Below are 15734 nucleotides of genomic sequence, written 5' to 3' on the forward strand. Positions count from 1 at the left end.
GTTTAAGCAAAGATCGCCGGGGCCGCGGTGCGGCCCGTTCGCGACACAAGGCCGCTCCTACAGGGGACGCGTCAGGCTTGAGGCAGGCGTGGGCTCGCCCGCGCAGCAGGCGCGCATGGTCTGGCGCAACCAGCGATGCGCCGGGTCGTTGTCGAAACGCGGATGCCAGGCCTGCATCACCCGCACCCTCTCCAGCGGCACCGGGATCTCGAACGAACGCAGCGGCAGGCCGAACTTGGTCACGCTGCCGAGGATGTTCGCCGGCATCGGCAGGATCAGGTCCGACTCCGGCAACGAGAACATCGCCGAATGGAAACTCGGCGTGATCAGCGCCACCCTTCGCTGCACGCCATGGGCGCCCAGTTCCACGTCGATGGGACCGTTGGCCCGTCCGCGTCGCGACACACTGATCTGCGGGTAGCGGGCAAAGCGCTCCGGGGTAATCTCGTCGTCGAAGATCGGGTGGTCGGCACGCGCCAACCCGACGAACCAGGTGTCGAACAGGCTCTGCACCTTGATCTCCGGCCCCATGTCGATGCTCGAACTGACCACCAGGTCGATCTGTCCGTGGCGCAGCACCAGGTCATCGTCGCCCTGGTGCTCGGGAACGAAGCGCAGCACGGTGTTCGGCGCCTGCTCAAGCATCATGTGCAGCAGGCGCGCGCCATACAGGGCGATGAACAAGTCGTTGGTGCGGATATTGAAGGCTCGGTCGAGGTTCGCCAGGTCGACCTCGTCGCCACTGCGAAACACCAGCCCGGCCTGCTCCACCAGGGCCCGCACCTGGTCGCGCAGGGCCAGCGCCCGGGGCGTCGGCACCAGGCCACGGCCGGCGCGCACCAGGATCGGGTCGCCCATGGCCTCGCGAATGCGCCCCAGGGTGCGGCTCATGGCCGCCGGGCTCAGGTTCATGCGCTGGGCGGCGCCGACCACGCTGCCTTCGTCGAGCAGGGCGTCGAGGGCGACGAGCAGGTTCATGTCCGGGAGTTGCATGGCCGTTTTCCGTGACAGCTGTGGGACACGCGATGGTATCAGGTTGCTGGATTGCGTCAGGCGCAATGGCACCGTGCGTGGTGGGCTATTTATCACGACCGATCGATGCGTCAGCCTGAATAGGCCCTATCGCGTGGCAAGCCCGCTCTCACGAAATTTCCCCTGATCGAGCGGCCCTGCCTTTACAGATTCAATCAAGGAACCTCCATGCCCCACCCGGTCCTGATCGCCATCGACGCCTCTCCCGCCGCCAGTGCCCTGCTCGACCTCGCCCGTCGCTACTGCCACCCCGGCGAACACACCCTGCACGTGCTGCTGGCCATCGACTCGAGCTTCGCCGTGCACGACCAGCCCACGGCCTACACCGAACTGGAACAGGAGGAATACCCCGCCGCCTGCGACGAACAGCAGTTGGCCGAACACGCCGTGATCCGCGCCGTGCGCAGCCTGCGTGACGCTGGCTTCGACAGCCTCGGCTGCATGGTCGCCGATCAGCCGGTCGAGGCCATCGTCGCCAAGGCCAGGGAGCTGGAATGCGAGCTGGTGATCATCGGGCACCGCCATCTGTCACGCCTGGGGCGACTGCTCGATCCTTCGATCAGCGCGAAGGTGATCGATCGACTGGATGTGCCGGTCCTGGTCGGTGCGGCCAAGCGTCACTGATTTTCCCTCGAATGCGCCTGCTGCAGGATCAGGGGGGCGTCCCCCAGTGGCGGGACTGAATCATTTCCGTCGGGCGGAACGCCTTTGATCTTGTCCGACAATCCCGCCTTGCCTAGAATACTGCCGCCGCTTTTCGGCCCATTCCCCATGGATCCCGGGGCTTATGCAGTTGCGAGCATGACGTTGCCCACCCGATCACCACGATCCGCCCTGTACAAGTCACACCCCGAGCTGGTCCTCAACCTGGGCAGCTGCCTCGCCGTGCTCGCCATCGTGGCCATCGTCAGCTACCTGCTGGCCCGCGAGCGCGACAGCGTCGAACAGTCGGCGATGCGTTCGTCGAGCAACATCGTGCAGTTGATCGAAAGCGATATCCTGCGCAACGTCGAACTCTACGACCAGTCGCTCAAGGGCCTGATCTGGGCCGTGCAACATCCCGAGCTGCTCAACGTGCCGGTCAAGCTGCGCCAACAGATCCTGTTCAACCAGGCCTTCTCCGCGCCGGTGCGCGGCGACATTCTCTGGCTCGATGCCAAGGGCGACGTACTCGGTGACTCCACCAGCGCGGTGCCGCGCCAGGCCAACTTCGCCGACACCGTGGCCTTCCAGGCCCACCGCGACCGCCCGGGCTTGGGCCTGCTGATCAGCCCACCGTTCAAGGCGCGGCTGGGCAACCTGGACTGGTGCATCAGCTTCAGCCGGCGCATCTCCGGCGCCAACGGCGAGTTTCAGGGCCTGGCCGCCGGGGCCCTGCGCCTGTCCTACTTCAACGAACTGTTCCAGCGCCTGGACATCGGCGTGGACAGCAGCATCAACCTGCTCAATACCGACGGCCAGCTCCTGGCACGCCAGCCGACCCGTCCGCAGGATCCGTTGATCGGCACCAGCTTCAGCCAGCGCCCCAACTTCACGCGCATCCTCGAGGAGCGCAGCGGCAGCTTCACCGCCCGCTCGACGGCCTATGAAGGCCAGCGCGTCTACACCTTCGCCCGGGTCGCCGACCTGCCGCTGATCGTCCTGGTGGCGCACTCGGCCGACGAGGTGTTCCAGTCGTGGCGACGCACCGCGATCGTGGTCAGCGTGGCCACCGGCGTGCTGTGCATCGGCATCCTCTGGCTGACCCTGCTGCTGGGCCGTGAATTGCGCCGCCGCCACGATGCCGAGCAAGGCCTGGCCACGCTTGCCGCCACCGACAGCCTCACGGGCCTTGCCAACCGTCGTCGCCTGGACCAGGTGTTGCGCCAGGAGTGGGCCCGCGCCCAGCGCAACCGCAAGCCGCTGGCGGTGCTGATGGTGGATGTGGACCACTTCAAGGCGTTCAACCAGCGCCATGGCCATGCCGGCGGCGATCATGTGCTGCGTGAGGTGGCCACGACCCTGGAGCTATGCATCCGGCGCCCGGCGGACCTGGCGGCGCGCTATGGCGGGGAGGAGTTCCAGGTGGTGCTGCCAGAGACTGAACTGGCCGGCGCCCGGCTGCTGGCCGAGCGAATTCGAGCCAGCGTCGAGGCGATGCCGCCGTTCGGCGATGATGAGCGCTCGGTGACGGTCAGCGTGGGGATCGGCTTGCATGTACCGGGCAACCACCAGGATCTGTCGGCGCTGCTGGCCGACGCGGACGAGGCGTTGTACAGGGCCAAGGCCAATGGCCGGAATCGGGTTGAAGGGCCGATGGCCTGAGGGGCCGCTTCGCGCCCCTTTCGCGGCACAAGGCCGCTCCTACAAGGGGAACGCATTCTTCTCTGTAGGAGCGGCCTTGTACCGCGAAAGGGCCGCAAAGCGGCCCCAGAATCTCAAGACCGAGCGCGAGCCGCGTTACGCAGTGCCTTCACCTGGTCATGATTGCGCTGCACACCCTGCAGCTGCTTCTCCACCAGCGTATAACTCTGGTCATTGGCCGAGCGCCCCAGCTTGACCAGCTTTTCACGGGCCTCTTTGTAGGCCTTGAGCGCATGGTCTTCACCGCGCTCCACCTCGTTGAGCACAGCCTCTTCATCCTTGCCGGTGACCATCGACTTGAGGTTGACCCAGCCGCGGTGCAGGTCGCCGCTGATGCTGGTGCTGGTTTCGGGATCACCACCCAGCCGGCGCACTTCGCTCTGCAACTCTGCCGCGGCACTGGCGCACTCGCTGGCGCGCTGCACGAAGAAGGCTTTGAGTTGCGGATTCTTCACATCGTCGGCGGAGGTCTTGAAGCCTTTCTCACCGTCCTTGCTGTACTCGATCAGGTCGTTGAGTACGTCGATCGTGTCTTTGTTGGGATTGCTCATGGCAACAAACTCCTTGGCAGGTGATAGTCACCTTTACCGGAGCAGGCTTCGTGCCAGGCTAAGAAATATGAAATTAGTCTTTAAAATCAATAAGTTGAAATTACAATCAGAAAGCCTGAAAACGGCGTTCTGCATGATCGCCGCTTGGGTCGTCGTGCAGTTTGCAGTATGGTCCGCGCTTCACCTGCCACAGGCCGATGCCCGATGAAACCCGAATCCCTGCAACTGCTGGTCACCCGCACCATGCCCTTCGGCAAGTACCAGGGGCGGATCATCGCCGACCTGCCCGGCGATTACCTGGCGTGGTTCGCCCGCAAGGGCTTTCCACCCGGGGAGCTGGGCGGGTTGCTGGCGTTGATGCATGAAATCGACCACAACGGCTTGGGTGATCTGCTGAAGCCGTTGCGGGGCAAGACACGGGGCTGACGGTACCCTCTGTAGGAGCGGCCTTGTGCCGCGAAAGGGCTGCGAAGCGGCCCCATTCACTGTGTATGACGCTGAAATCCTGGGGCCGCTCCGCGCCCCTTTCGCGGCACAAGGCCGCTCCTACAGGGATTGCACAGGGCCTGGCTAGCCCTTGGCCGGCGCCACTACCATCTCCACCTGTTCGCTCTTCTTGATCACGGCATACACCACTGCCGTCAGCAGGCTGCCGGCCACAATAGCCAGCAGGTACAGCAGCGCATGGTTGATCGCATTGGGGATCAGCAATACGAACAGCCCGCCATGGGGCGCCATCAGCTTGCAACCGAAGTACATCGACAAGGCCCCGGTCAGCGCGCCACCGGCGATGCTCGCCGGGATCACCCGCAACGGGTCCTTGGCGGCGAACGGAATCGCCCCTTCAGAGATGAAGCACAGCCCCAGCGCCAGCGCGGCCTTGCCGGCCTCGCGCTCGCTCTGGGCGAACTTGCGCCGGGCCAGGAAGGTGGCAATGCCCAGGCCAATCGGCGGCACCATGCCGGCGGCCATGGTCGCGGCCATCGGCGCGTAGCTCGACGACGCCAACAATCCCACCGAGAACGCATAGGCAGCCTTGTTGATCGGTCCGCCCAGATCCACACACATCATGCCGCCGAGCAGCAGCCCCAGCAGAATGGCGTTGGTGGTGCCCATGCTGTCGAGGAAATGGGTCAGCCCTTCGAGCATGGCGGCCACGGGCTGGCCGACCACGTAGATCATCACCAGGCCGGTGAACAGGCTGGCCAGCAGCGGGATGATAAGGATTGGCTTGAGCGCGTCGAGGCTGCTGGGCAGGCGCACCCAACGGGCGATGGCCTTGGCGCTGTAACCGGCCAGGAAGCCGGCGACGATACCACCGATGAACCCCGCCCCCAGCGTGCTCGCCAGCAGGCCGCCGATCATCCCGGGCGCCAGCCCCGGACGGTCGGCGATGGACCAGGCGATATAGCCGGCGAGCAGCGGCACCATCAGCTTGAACGCCGCCTCGCCGCCGATCTGCATCAGCGCGGCGGGCAACGTGCCGGGCTCCTTGTAGGCCTCGATGCCGAACACGAACGACAGCGCGATCAGCAGGCCGCCGGCCACCACCATCGGCAGCATGAACGACACCCCGGTCAGCAGGTGCTTGTAGACGCCGGCCTTCTCGGCCTGCTGCACCGCGCCAGGCGCATCCCCCGCAGCCTCCACCTTGCCCTCGGCCAGTGCCTTGTCCAACGTGGTACGGGCCTGCTTGAGGGCGATGCCGGTACCGCAGCGGTAGATGCGCTTGCCGGCGAAACGCGCAGCCGGCACTTCGATATCGGCGGCCAGCAGCACCACGTCGGCTTCGGCGATGGCCTCGGCCGGAAGCGGATTGCGCGCGCCGACCGAGCCCTGGGTCTCCACGGTGAGCTGGTAGCCCATGGCCTGCGCGGCCTGTTGCAGCGCTTCGGCGGCCATGAAGGTATGGGCCACGCCGGTCGGGCAGGCGGTCACCGCGACAATTTTCGGCGTGCTGCCCTGCAGGGCCGGCGCCGCCTCGTGAACCCGGGCCCCTGCGGCGGCTTGGTCAAGAAACCCCTCGCGGTCCGCCAGTGCCTGGGCCGGCGTGCTCTGGTACAGGCGCTTGCCCGCGAAACGCGCCAGGTCCATCGGCCCGGTGCTGACCACCAGCACCCAGTCGGCCTCAGCAATCTGCGCCGTGGTCAGGCGACGCTCGGGGTGCTCGGCATCCTGCACCTCGACACTGGTGCTCCAGCCCCGACGCTGGGCTGCGGCGGCCAGCAGGCGGGCGCTGAGCACGCTGGACACCTGCCCGTTGGGGCAGGCGGTGACAATGGCAATGTTCATCAGCAGCCCTCTTCTTGTTGTTCTGCCAGGTGCACGGCGGCCTCCAGCCGGGCCAGTTGCTCGCGATCGTGGATGCCGAAGCCGACCTGGGTGACCGCCTGGGCGGCGATGGCGGTGGCGCGGCGCAAGGTGGCGGCGGGCGCCTCGGCCTGCAGCAGGCCGTGGACCATGCCGGCGACCAGCGAATCACCGGCGCCGACGGTGCTGGCGATGCGCACCTTCGACGGTTGCGCATGCAGCGCCAGACCGGCGGCGAACCAGGTCACGCCCTGCTCGCCCTGGGACACCACCACATGCTCGACGCCGCTGGCCAGCAAGCGCTGCGCGGCGACGCGCTGGCCGGCCGCGTCAAGCACGGGCTGCCCGAGCACTTCGCCCAGCTCCTCGGTGTTGGGCTTGACCAGCCAGGGCGCGGCCTCGAGGCCGGCGCGCAAGGCTTCGCCGCTGCTGTCCAGGGCCACCTTCAGGCCCTGCGACTTGAGCATCAGCAGCAGCTCGCGCAGCCACTCGGGGCTGATGCCCCGCGGTAGGCTGCCAGCCACCACCACGGCGTCATGCCCCGGAGCCAGCTGGGCCAGGCGTTGCAGCAAGGCATCGCGGGCGGCCTCGTCGACCTGCGGCCCCGGCCCGTTGATATCGGTGACCTGACCATCGGCCTCGACCAGCTTGATGTTGCTGCGGGTCTCGCCGGGCACACGGACGAAGCAGTCGGCGAACCCACGCCAGGCAATCAGCGCCTCGAACGGCGCCAGGTTGTCGAGCCCGAGAAAACCGCCGACGGTCACGCTGTGGCCCAGGTCGGCCAGCACCTGGGCGACGTTCAGCCCCTTGCCGGCGGCATGGCTGTGCTGGGCCTGGCTGCGGTTGACCGCGCCGGGGCGCAGTCGATCGAGGCTGATGGTGATATCCAGCGCCGGGTTGAGGGTAAGGGTGAGAATCTTGGCCATCAGTAACGCTCCACCAGCGCCCGGACTGCCTCGGCGCTGTCTTGTTGCAGGGCCTCGCGCGCCAGGGCGCGGGCCGTCGAAAGGTCGGCCTGGCGCACCAGTGCCTTGACTTCAGGGATGCTGCGGGCGGCGACGCTCAGTTCGTCCACGCCCAGGCCCAGCAGCACGGCGACGGCCTGCGGATCGGCCGCCAGTTCGCCGCACACGCCCACCCACTTGCCCTGGGCATGGGCGGCGCGCACGGTCATGTCGATCAGGTTGAGCACCGCCGGGTGCAGGCCGTCGGCCTGGGCCGAGAGGCTTGGGTGGCCACGGTCGATGGCCAGGGTGTACTGGGTCAGGTCGTTGGTGCCGATGCTGAAGAAGTCCACCTCGCGAGCCAGCTGCGGCGCCAGCAACGCGGCCGACGGTACCTCGACCATGATGCCCACCTGCAGGTCGGCCACCGGGATCTCCTGGCGCAGGCGCTCGACCATGGCCTTGGCGGCGCGCCATTCATGGAGCTGGCCGACCATGGGGAACATGATGCGCAGCGGGCGATTGTCCGCGGCGCGCAGCAGGGCCCGCAGCTGGTCTTCCATCACCTGCGGGCGTTGCAGGGTCAGGCGCACGCCGCGCACGCCGAGGAACGGGTTCTCTTCCGCCGCGATCGGCCAGTACGGCAAGGGCTTGTCGCCGCCCACATCAAGGGTACGCACCACCAGCGGGCGCCCGCCCAGGCCGTCGAGCACCCGGCGGTACTCGGCCTCCTGGGTGGCCACATCGGGCAGTTGCGGGTGGGCCATGAAAATCAGCTCGGTGCGCAGCAGGCCGACGCCTTCGGCGCCCTGCTCCACAACTTTGTCGATGCCACTGCTTTCGCCGATGTTGGCGAACACTTCGACGCCGTGGCCGTCACGGGTCAGGGCCGGCTCATGGCGGTTGGCCCAGGCGATCCGCAAGCGCCGCTCACGGGCATCGCGCTCGGCCAGCGCCCGTTGCAAGCGGGCCTCGGGCGGCGCGACCTCGACCTGCCCGCGCAGGCCATCGAGCAGCAGCGGTGTGCCGCTCTCCAGCAGCAGCACTGCCGCCCCGGCACCGACCACCGCCGGGATGCCCAGCGCCCGGGCGACAATGGCACTGTGGGCCGTGGCGCCGCCCTGGGCGGTGACGATGCCGGCGACCCGCGCCGGGTCCAGACGCGCCACATCGGACGGGCCCACCTCGGCCATCACCAGCACGTAGGGCTGCTCGGGCTCGACCAGCGCCCGCACGCCACACAACTGGGCCAGCACACGGCGACCGATATCCCGCAGGTCGGCGGCGCGCTCGGCCAGCAGCGCGTCGTGCAGCGCCTCCTGCTGGCGGGCAGCGCTCTCGATCACCGCCATCCACGCGGCGGCGGCGCTCTCGCCCTGGGCCAGGCGCAGCTCGACGTCGTCGGTCAGGGCCGGGTCGGCGAGCATTTCCTGGTGGGTGACGAAGATTTCGCCGATGGCCTTGTCGCTGCGTTGCACCAGGGCCTGCAGGTCGGCGTGCACCTTGTCGATGGCCGCTCGCAACCTGGCGCGTTCCTGGCCGGGCGACTCGCCGCGCAGCGGGTAGTCGATCTCGCGTTCGACGCACACATGGGCCGGGCCGCTGGCGATGCCCGGCGCGGCCGCGACACCCTGCAGGGTGCTGCCGGGCGCCGGGGCCTGGAGGGTTTCGATGGGTGGCTGCTCCACTGCGGCCGTTTGCGGCAAGGGCTCGACCTCCTCGCCCAGCCCCTGCTCGATGGCGGCCTGCAGCACCGGCAAGGCATCGGCGGCAACGCCCGGTTCGGCGATCAGTTCCAGCACCTGGCCACGGCGAGCGCCCAGGCTCAGCAGTTTGCTCAGGCTCTTCACCGAGACGGCGGGCTGGACGCTGTCTTGCAGACGGATGCGAATCTCACCCTCGAAGCCCTTGGCCAACTGCGCCAGCACCTTGGCCGGACGCGCATGCAGGCCATGGGCGTTGGCCAGCATCACCCGGGCGCTGGGCCAGTCGGCGGGCGCCTCGCCACCGAGCACTTCGAGCACGGCGCGGCTGCTGGTGGCCTGGTAGAGCATCTGCCCACGGCCCTCGATCAGCACCTCGCACAGGCGCTCGAGCAAGGCCTGGTGGGCGGCGCCGAGACTGGCCAGGCAGAACAGGCCATTGAGCGGCTGGTCGCGGTAGCGCAGTGGCTGCTGTGGGGTGACGAAGGCCAGGCCCGGCTGGCGCACCTCGCGTTCACTGTGCAGCCACCACAGGCCTTCGCCCAGCGGCAGCGGTTCGGTCTGCTGCAGCACGGCGGCAAAGCCGCTGTCGGCACAGCCGCCGCGTTGCAGCAGGCGGGCGCCGCGCCAGGCCAGTTCATCGAAGTCTTCCGCCGCCAGGTTGAGGCCGACCAGCTGGGCATCCAGTGCCAGCTCGCGCGGCGCGCCCTGCAGCAGCTTGAGCAGCGCCTCGGCGCTGCCGGCGCGACGCAGCGCCTCGGCCAGGTCGGTTTCGCCCAGGGCGCGGGTCAGCAGTTGCAGCAGGCGCAGGTGTTCGTCGGAGCGGGCGGCGATGCCGATGGCCAGGTAGACGATCTGCCCGTCGCCCCAGTCCACGCCTTCGGGAAATTGCAGCAGGCGCACACCGGTGGCGAACACCAGTTCACGAGTCTGCGGCGTGCCGTGGGGGATGGCGATGCCCTGGCCAAGGAAGGTCGAGCCCTGCGCCTCCCGGGCCTGCAGCCCCGCCAGGTAGCCCTCGGCGACCAGGCCATCGGCAACCAGTCGATCGGCCAGCAACGCCAGTGCCTCGCCCTTGTCGGCGGCACGCTGGCCCATGGCAATCTGCTCCACGGCAAGCTCGAGCATGACCCTCTCCTTTTGCGGCAGCCCCGTCGGCTACCGAGGTATTGTTGTGGAATTCGACGGCAAAAGCCGCCAAAACGATCAGCGCAACGGGCGAATGCGCATTTCCAGGCAGGAAATTTCGTTTTGCTGAAACGTTTAATCTGACCAAGTGGCCACGTTACTCGATAATCTGCCAACGAAAAAGCCCCATCCTGTCGGACAATTGCGACAATGGTCGTCTGCGCGCAGGGCCGTGGATGGGTGAAACTAGCCGGTCCAGCCCCGTGGCCAGTCCCGGAAACAATAAGGAAAATTCGGTGAAACTCAGCGATATCGCCCGTCTGGCCGGTGTGTCCGTGACCACCGCCAGCTACGTCATCAATGGCAAGGCCGAACAGCAGCGCATCAGCAACAGCACCGTCGAGCGCGTGCGTGCGGTGGTCGAGGCCCACGGCTTCACGCCCAACCCCCAGGCCGCCGGCCTGCGCAGCCGCCACACGCGCACCCTGGGCTTCATTCTCCCGGATCTGGAGAACCCCAGCTACGCCCGCATCGCCAAGCAACTGGAGCAAGGCGCCCGTGCCCGTGGCTACCAGCTGCTGATCGCCAGCAGCGACGACCAACCAGACAGCGAACGCCAGTTGCAGCAGCTGTTCCGCGCCCGCCGCTGCGATGCGCTGTTCGTCGCCAGCTGCCTGCCGCCGGAGGACGACAGCTACCGCGAGCTGCAGGCCAAGGGCCTGCCGGTGATCGCCATTGACCGACGCCTGGACCCGGCGCATTTCTGCTCGGTGATCAGCGACGACCGCGACGCCAGCCGCCAGCTGGCCCAAAGCCTGCTGAAAACCCGCCCACGCAGCATCGCCCTGATTGGCGCCCGCCCCGAGCTGTCGGTGAGCCAGGCCCGTGCCGGTGGCTTCGACGAGGCCCTGCAAGGCTTCGACGGCGACGTGCGCCGCTACCAGGGCGAGGCCTTCAGCCGTGAATGCGGCCAGCGCCTGATGCAGCAATTGATCGACGAACTGGGCGGCCTGCCGGATGCCTTGGTGACCACCTCCTACGTGCTGCTGCAGGGCGTGTTCGACACGCTCCAGGCGCGCCCGGAGAATTCGCGCGAGCTGCAACTGGGCACCTTCGGCGACAACCAACTGCTCGATTTCCTGCCGCTGCCGGTCAACGCCATGGCCCAGCAGCACGGCCTGATCGCCGCCACTGCATTGGAACTGGCCCTGGCCGCCATCGAGGACAAGCGCTACGAGCCCGGTGTGCACGCCATCGGCCGCACCTTCAAGCAACGGATCGCCAAGGCCTGAAGATGCGCCTGATCGACACCCACACCCACCTCGACTTCCCCGATTTCGACGCCGACCGCCCGCGCCTGCTGGCCAACGCGGCGGCGCGCGGGGTGGAGCGCATGGTGGTGCTGGGGGTGTACCAGGACAATTTCCAGCGAGTCTGGGACCTGGCCTGCGCCAACGAAGGCGTGTACGCGGCGCTGGGGCTGCACCCGATCTACCTCGAGCAGCACCGCCCCGAACACCTGGCGCAACTGCGCGACTGGCTGGAACGCCTGCGCGGCAATCCGCGGCTGTGCGCGGTGGGTGAGTTCGGCCTGGACTTCTACCTGCCCGAGCTGGACCCGACGCGCCAGCAGGCGTTGTTCGAGGCCCAGCTGCAACTGGCCTGCGACTTCGAGCTGCCGTCGCTGCTGCACGTGCGCCGCAGCCACGCCCAGGTGATTGCCACGCTCAAGCGCTATAAACCGGCGCGGGCGGGGATCATCCATGCCTTTGCCGGCAGCTACGAAGAGGCGCGGGAGTACATCAAACTCGGCTTCAAACTGGGACTCGGCGGCGCCGGCACCTGGCCCCAGGCGTTGCGCCTGCGCAAGACCCTGCCACGGCTGTCGCTGGACAGCGTGGTACTGGAGACCGACGCGCCGGACATGGCGCCGGCGATGTTCCCGGGGCAGCGCAACAGCCCGGAGCACCTACCCGAGATTGCCGGGGCGCTGGCCGACGTCATGGGGATCGAGCCAGGGCTGCTGGCCGAGGCCAGCAGTCGCAATGCCTGCGAGATGTTTGGCTGGTAGCCCGACGCGGTCTCTGTAGGAGCGGCCTCACGCTACCCTCGGTCACACCCTGAACGCCCCAATCAACCGCTTGAGCTCCACCACCTGCGCCGACAACGCCCGGCTGGCGTCCTCGGTCTGGCAGGCGCCCTCGGTGGTGTCCTGCGCCGCGCGGTTGATCGCCACGATGTTCTGGTCGATGTCGTGGGCCACGGCAGTCTGCTGCTCGACGGCGGCGGCGATCTGCTGGTTCTGCTCGACGATCCCGCCCACCGCGCCGAGGATATTGCCCAGGGCCTGTTGCACCTGGCGCGCCTCGTCCACGGTGCCGGCAGCCATCTGGTGGCTGCTGCCCATCACCCGCACCGCCGCGCCCACGCCATCCTGCAGGCGCTGGATCATCTGCGCGATCTCTTCGGTGGAGTCCTGGGTGCGCCTGGCCAGGGTCCGCACTTCGTCGGCGACCACGGCGAAGCCTCTGCCCTGCTCGCCGGCCCGGGCTGCCTCGATGGCGGCGTTGAGGGCCAGCAGGTTGGTCTGCTCGGCAATGCTGCGGATCACTTCCAGCACCCGGCCGATGGCCTGGCTGTCGCCTGCCAGTTGGTTCACCGCCGCCACGCTCTGGTCGATCTCGCCGGCCAGGCGGGCGATGCTGCCCTGCTGGCTTTCCACCAGGTCGCGGCCCGAGGCGCTCTCGTGGTTTACCCGCTGCGCGCCTTCGGCGGCCAGGGCGGCGCTGCGAGCGACCTCCTGCGCGGTGGCGCTCATCTGGTTCATCGCCGTGGCCACCTGCTCGATCTGCTCGCGCTGGCCACTGACTGCCTGGTTGCTGCGGCTCGACACCGAAAGCACCTGCCCGGCCTGCTCCTCGACCGTGGTCACGGTCTTGCCGACCTGCTCGATCAGCCCGCGGATACGCCGTACCGTCTCGTTGAAGCCACGCCCCAGCTCGCCGAGTTCGTCCTGGCTGTTGGCCTTGAAGCTGATGGTCATGTCGCCGGCGGCGACCTTGTCCATGGCGTTGCCCAGGTTGCCGAGGGTTTCCCGGGTGGAGACGTAGAAGCCACCGTAGAGGTAGACGATCAGCGCGAACACCGTGGCCAGGGCCGCGACCAGCGCGATCGTGCGCAGGCGGTGCTCGCCCAGGCGCTCTTCCAGTTGGCCGTGCAGGTGGGCGAGGACAGCGTCGTTGAAGCGGTAGGTCTGCGCCATCAGGTCGCTGGTCTGCTGGTAGAAGCCGGCCCAGGGCGCATCCAGGGTCTCGGCCACCACGACCTGGTCCTCGAACAGGGTAGCGGCCTGTTTGACCGTGGCCTGGCTGGCCTGGGCATCGCTGGCCAGCGCAGCCTTGAGCCCGGCATCGCTGGCCAGGACGTCGTCGAGACGGATGGCATAGTCGGCGGACAGCCGCTCCAGGCGCTGCAGCAAGTCTTCGAAGCGCGCGCTGCCCGAGGAATCCATGAAACCACGGCCGAGGGCCACCGCGCCCATCGCCCGGCCTTCGCCCAGGGCCTGGGTGACCTGCGCCGTGGCGTTGCCGACCAGCTCGCTCAGCTGGCGCACCGAGGCCTGGCTGTCCTGGTTCAAGCCCGACTGGCTGGCGACCAGCTTGCCCAGCACCTGGGCCTGGGCCAGCAGCTTGTCGAACAGCGCCGCCTTGTTCTGTAGCGAGCTTTCCTCCCGGGCGCGGGCAAAGGCCACGGCCAGCTCGGCACGCTTGGCCTCGAGCGCAGGGTCGCTGCCCTTGAGGCCGTCGAGCCGGGCCTGGACCTTGTCCTGCAATCCGGCAATGCGGCTTTCAACGTCGCCAGCCTGGCCCGACTGGCCCAGCACAGCGTTGATCTGCAGCAGGTTGCCCAGGGTCTCCAGATCGCCACGCAGGGCCAGGCTCTCGGACAGCGGTGCCAGCCCCTGCAGCTCGCCACGGGTGGCCTGCAGCTGGTTGTAGGCGTCGCGGACCAGGTAAAAACTGGTGACCAGCATGGGCAGGAAGAACAGGACGCTGATCAGGCTGAACTTCATGCCGAAGCTCAGCCGATTCATCAGTGCGATGGCCGGATAGAGCAGACGCTTCACAGGTCACCTCCTTGAATTCTTGTTGTTCTGCGGGGTAGCACAAGGCCATCTAGGGCCAGTGGCTTTGTATAGCGCAGATTGGAATCAAGGTTTGTAACTTATGGTTAAGCAACCAACGCGTTGATGAGCAGCTCAGACCAGCACAGTCCACAGGGCGAAGCAGGCATACCACAGCACGGCGCAGCGCAGCAGCAGCTCCCACAGGCTGTCCAGGCGCTCCAGGCCTCGCTGGCGGTCCTCCTCCTCGGGAATGTCGTCGGCCACCCGGCCGACCTTGGCCACCAGGTGCCCGGCGCTGACGTGCCAGTCGAGCAGCTCGTGCAACATCACCCGGGTCACCGCGACGAAGTTGCCGACCAGGGCGAAGCTCACCGTCATCACCCGCACCGGCAGCCAGTCCATGGCATGACGCAATTGCCCGGCCAGGGTCTGCAGCGCCGGCTGGCGGCTGTGGTCCATGGTCAGCGCCAGCAGGCGGTAGGCCAGCGCCGCACCCGGGCCGAGCAGGAAGTACCAGAAGATCACCGCGAAGAAGCTCTGGTAGGCCTGCCACAGCAGATGGCCCTGGACCCGCTTGATCAGGCTCTGGGCATCGTCGGCGGCCAGGCCCAGGTCGCGTTCGGCCACATGCAGCGCGGCCTGGTCGTCACCGCGGCGCCAGGCGTCACGAAACGGCCCGAGCGCCGCCTTCACATCGCCGCGGCCGAGGCTGTAGACCAGCACCAGCAGGTGCACCGGCAACGCCAGCAGGCCGTAGGCCACCGGCTCCAGCACATGCAGCAGCAGCGCGAGCAGCGCCACCGGCGCCAGGACCAGGATGCCCAGCGTCCACCAGGGATGGACCTTGCCGCTGCGCTCCAGGCGCACCAGTTCGCCCAGGTAGAAGCCGTCGCGCTGCAACCGCTGGCGCAGGGCCGAGAACTTCTCGACCCACAGCGCCAGCACCAACACCAGAAAACTCATGCCTTGTCCTCGTTGCGTTGCAGCGCGGCCCGGTAGCGCGACCAGTCGAAGGCCGGCCCCGGATCGGTCTTGCGCTGCGGGGCGATATCGCTGTGGCCACAGATGCGCTGGGCGTCGATCACAGGCCATGCCGCGCGGATCTCGCGGGTCAGCCGCTCCAGGGTGGCGTACTGGGCATCGGTGTAGGGCAGCTCGTCAGTGCCTTCCAGTTCGATGCCGATGGAAAAATCGTTGCAGCCCTCGCGCTCGCCGAAGCGCGACACGCCGGCATGCCAGGCGCGGTCGAGCAACGAGACGAACTGGGTCACCGCGCCATCGCGCTCGACGAACAGATGCGCCGAGACGGTCAGGTGGTTGATGGTGGCGAAATAAGGGTGCTCGTTCGGGTCCAGGCGGTTCTGGAAGAACTGCTGCACCTTGCCGGTGCCGAAGCAGGCCGGTGGCAGGCTGATGTTGTGGATGACCAGCAGCGCGATGGCCTCGCCCTCGGGGCGGGCGTTGAAGTTCGGCGAGGGGCAGTGGCTGACGCCGGTGAACCAGCCGGTCGCACGGTCCAATTGCATGGTGCAGATCCTGAAATGACGCCCGAGACAGGTGCCCAGTATGCCGTGGCCGGCAGGCGCTTGCATGT

Annotated in this window: 13 protein-coding genes and 1 pseudogene; 5 read left to right on the forward strand and 9 right to left on the reverse strand. The window is 67.7% G+C overall.

Annotated elements, in window-relative coordinates:
* Nucleotides 1–57 precede the first annotated feature (57 nt).
* Nucleotides 58–993 (reverse strand): LysR family transcriptional regulator, encoded by a 936-nt coding sequence (locus V0R62_RS19655; protein ID WP_330104889.1) that lies wholly within the window; start codon nucleotides 991–993, stop codon nucleotides 58–60.
* Between the two features lie 207 nt (nucleotides 994–1200).
* Here V0R62_RS19655 and V0R62_RS19660 point away from each other — a divergent pair, with 207 nt between their 5' ends.
* On the forward strand, nucleotides 1201–1656 hold the full coding sequence (locus V0R62_RS19660) for a universal stress protein (RefSeq protein WP_330104890.1): 456 nt from the start codon (nucleotides 1201–1203) through the stop codon (nucleotides 1654–1656).
* Between the two features lie 183 nt (nucleotides 1657–1839).
* Nucleotides 1840–3336: a GGDEF domain-containing protein gene (locus tag V0R62_RS19665; RefSeq protein ID WP_330104941.1), complete on the forward strand. Its 1497-nt coding sequence runs from the start codon at nucleotides 1840–1842 to the stop codon at nucleotides 3334–3336.
* 113 nt (nucleotides 3337–3449) lie between these two features.
* On the opposite strand, the gene V0R62_RS19670 is transcribed toward V0R62_RS19665, so the two are convergent.
* Entirely contained in the window at nucleotides 3450–3926 is a 477-nt protein-coding gene (locus tag V0R62_RS19670) for a ferritin-like domain-containing protein (RefSeq protein ID WP_330104891.1), read from the reverse strand.
* A 204-nt stretch (nucleotides 3927–4130) separates the two neighbouring features.
* Here V0R62_RS19670 and V0R62_RS19675 point away from each other — a divergent pair, with 204 nt between their 5' ends.
* Nucleotides 4131–4352, forward strand: coding sequence for a DUF3820 family protein (locus tag V0R62_RS19675; protein WP_110736839.1), 222 nt, complete (start codon nucleotides 4131–4133; stop codon nucleotides 4350–4352).
* A gap of 144 nt (nucleotides 4353–4496) precedes the next feature.
* Here V0R62_RS19675 and V0R62_RS19680 read toward each other — a convergent pair whose 3' ends face one another.
* Genes V0R62_RS19680 through ptsP form a run of 3 tightly spaced genes read right to left on the reverse strand, consistent with a single transcriptional unit; the run spans nucleotide 4497 to nucleotide 10014 of the window.
* Nucleotides 4497–6218 (reverse strand): PTS fructose-like transporter subunit IIB, encoded by a 1722-nt coding sequence (locus tag V0R62_RS19680; RefSeq protein ID WP_330104892.1) that lies wholly within the window; start codon nucleotides 6216–6218, stop codon nucleotides 4497–4499.
* Nucleotides 6218–7165, reverse strand: a complete 948-nt coding sequence (gene pfkB / locus V0R62_RS19685) for a 1-phosphofructokinase (protein WP_330104893.1) — start codon at nucleotides 7163–7165, stop codon at nucleotides 6218–6220. The genes V0R62_RS19680 and pfkB overlap by 1 nt, the downstream gene beginning before the upstream one ends.
* The gene (gene ptsP, locus V0R62_RS19690) at nucleotides 7165–10014 is read right to left on the reverse strand and encodes a phosphoenolpyruvate--protein phosphotransferase (RefSeq protein ID WP_330104894.1); all 2850 of its coding nucleotides are present in this window, start codon (nucleotides 10012–10014) and stop codon (nucleotides 7165–7167) included. Before ptsP ends, pfkB begins: the two co-directional genes overlap by 1 nt.
* A 296-nt stretch (nucleotides 10015–10310) precedes the next feature.
* Between ptsP and cra the strand changes: the two genes are divergently transcribed.
* Together cra and V0R62_RS19700 are read left to right on the forward strand one after the other, a co-directional pair.
* Nucleotides 10311–11306: a catabolite repressor/activator gene (cra, locus tag V0R62_RS19695; RefSeq protein WP_110736847.1), complete on the forward strand. Its 996-nt coding sequence runs from the start codon at nucleotides 10311–10313 to the stop codon at nucleotides 11304–11306.
* A gap of 2 nt (nucleotides 11307–11308) precedes the next feature.
* Nucleotides 11309–12085, forward strand: a complete 777-nt coding sequence (locus V0R62_RS19700; RefSeq protein WP_330104895.1) for a TatD family hydrolase — start codon at nucleotides 11309–11311, stop codon at nucleotides 12083–12085.
* A gap of 42 nt (nucleotides 12086–12127) precedes the next feature.
* Here V0R62_RS19700 and V0R62_RS26885 read toward each other — a convergent pair whose 3' ends face one another.
* The 4 genes and pseudogenes from V0R62_RS26885 to ampD form a co-directional block, all read right to left on the reverse strand.
* Entirely contained in the window at nucleotides 12128–12841 is a 714-nt protein-coding gene (locus V0R62_RS26885; protein WP_408005701.1) for a methyl-accepting chemotaxis protein, read from the reverse strand.
* Nucleotides 12842–12985: 144 nt separating this feature from the next.
* A pseudogene (locus tag V0R62_RS26890) lies at nucleotides 12986–14107 on the reverse strand (HAMP domain-containing protein); the annotation flags it as partial.
* A 165-nt stretch (nucleotides 14108–14272) separates the two neighbouring features.
* Nucleotides 14273–15103, reverse strand: a complete 831-nt coding sequence (ampE, locus tag V0R62_RS19710) for a regulatory signaling modulator protein AmpE (RefSeq protein ID WP_186733859.1) — start codon at nucleotides 15101–15103, stop codon at nucleotides 14273–14275.
* Complete coding sequence (gene ampD / locus V0R62_RS19715; protein WP_330104897.1) at nucleotides 15100–15666, reverse strand: 1,6-anhydro-N-acetylmuramyl-L-alanine amidase AmpD; 567 nt, start codon at nucleotides 15664–15666, stop codon at nucleotides 15100–15102. The genes ampE and ampD overlap by 4 nt, the downstream gene beginning before the upstream one ends.
* Nucleotides 15667–15734 lie beyond the last annotated feature (68 nt).

The sequence above is a fragment of the Pseudomonas carassii genome, assembly GCF_036324045.1.
Lineage (GTDB): Bacteria > Pseudomonadota > Gammaproteobacteria > Pseudomonadales > Pseudomonadaceae > Aquipseudomonas > Aquipseudomonas peradeniyensis.

What these genes read in the sequence shown, in the direction of transcription:
- V0R62_RS19700 (WP_330104895.1), top strand. Translation starts at nt 11,309, where the DNA reads ATGCGCCTGATCGACACCCACACCCACCTCGACTTCCCCGATTTCGAC.
- V0R62_RS19680 (WP_330104892.1), bottom strand. Translation starts at nt 6,218, where the DNA reads ATGAACATTGCCATTGTCACCGCCTGCCCCAACGGGCAGGTGTCCAGC.
- V0R62_RS19655 (WP_330104889.1), bottom strand. Translation starts at nt 993, where the DNA reads ATGCAACTCCCGGACATGAACCTGCTCGTCGCCCTCGACGCCCTGCTC.
- ptsP (WP_330104894.1), bottom strand. Translation starts at nt 10,014, where the DNA reads ATGCTCGAGCTTGCCGTGGAGCAGATTGCCATGGGCCAGCGTGCCGCC.
- ampE (WP_186733859.1), bottom strand. Translation starts at nt 15,103, where the DNA reads ATGAGTTTTCTGGTGTTGGTGCTGGCGCTGTGGGTCGAGAAGTTCTCG.
- V0R62_RS19675 (WP_110736839.1), top strand. Translation starts at nt 4,131, where the DNA reads ATGAAACCCGAATCCCTGCAACTGCTGGTCACCCGCACCATGCCCTTC.
- V0R62_RS19670 (WP_330104891.1), bottom strand. Translation starts at nt 3,926, where the DNA reads ATGAGCAATCCCAACAAAGACACGATCGACGTACTCAACGACCTGATC.
- ampD (WP_330104897.1), bottom strand. Translation starts at nt 15,666, where the DNA reads ATGCAATTGGACCGTGCGACCGGCTGGTTCACCGGCGTCAGCCACTGC.
- V0R62_RS26885 (WP_408005701.1), bottom strand. Translation starts at nt 12,841, where the DNA reads ATGAACCAGATGAGCGCCACCGCGCAGGAGGTCGCTCGCAGCGCCGCC.
- V0R62_RS19660 (WP_330104890.1), top strand. Translation starts at nt 1,201, where the DNA reads ATGCCCCACCCGGTCCTGATCGCCATCGACGCCTCTCCCGCCGCCAGT.
- pfkB (WP_330104893.1), bottom strand. Translation starts at nt 7,165, where the DNA reads ATGGCCAAGATTCTCACCCTTACCCTCAACCCGGCGCTGGATATCACC.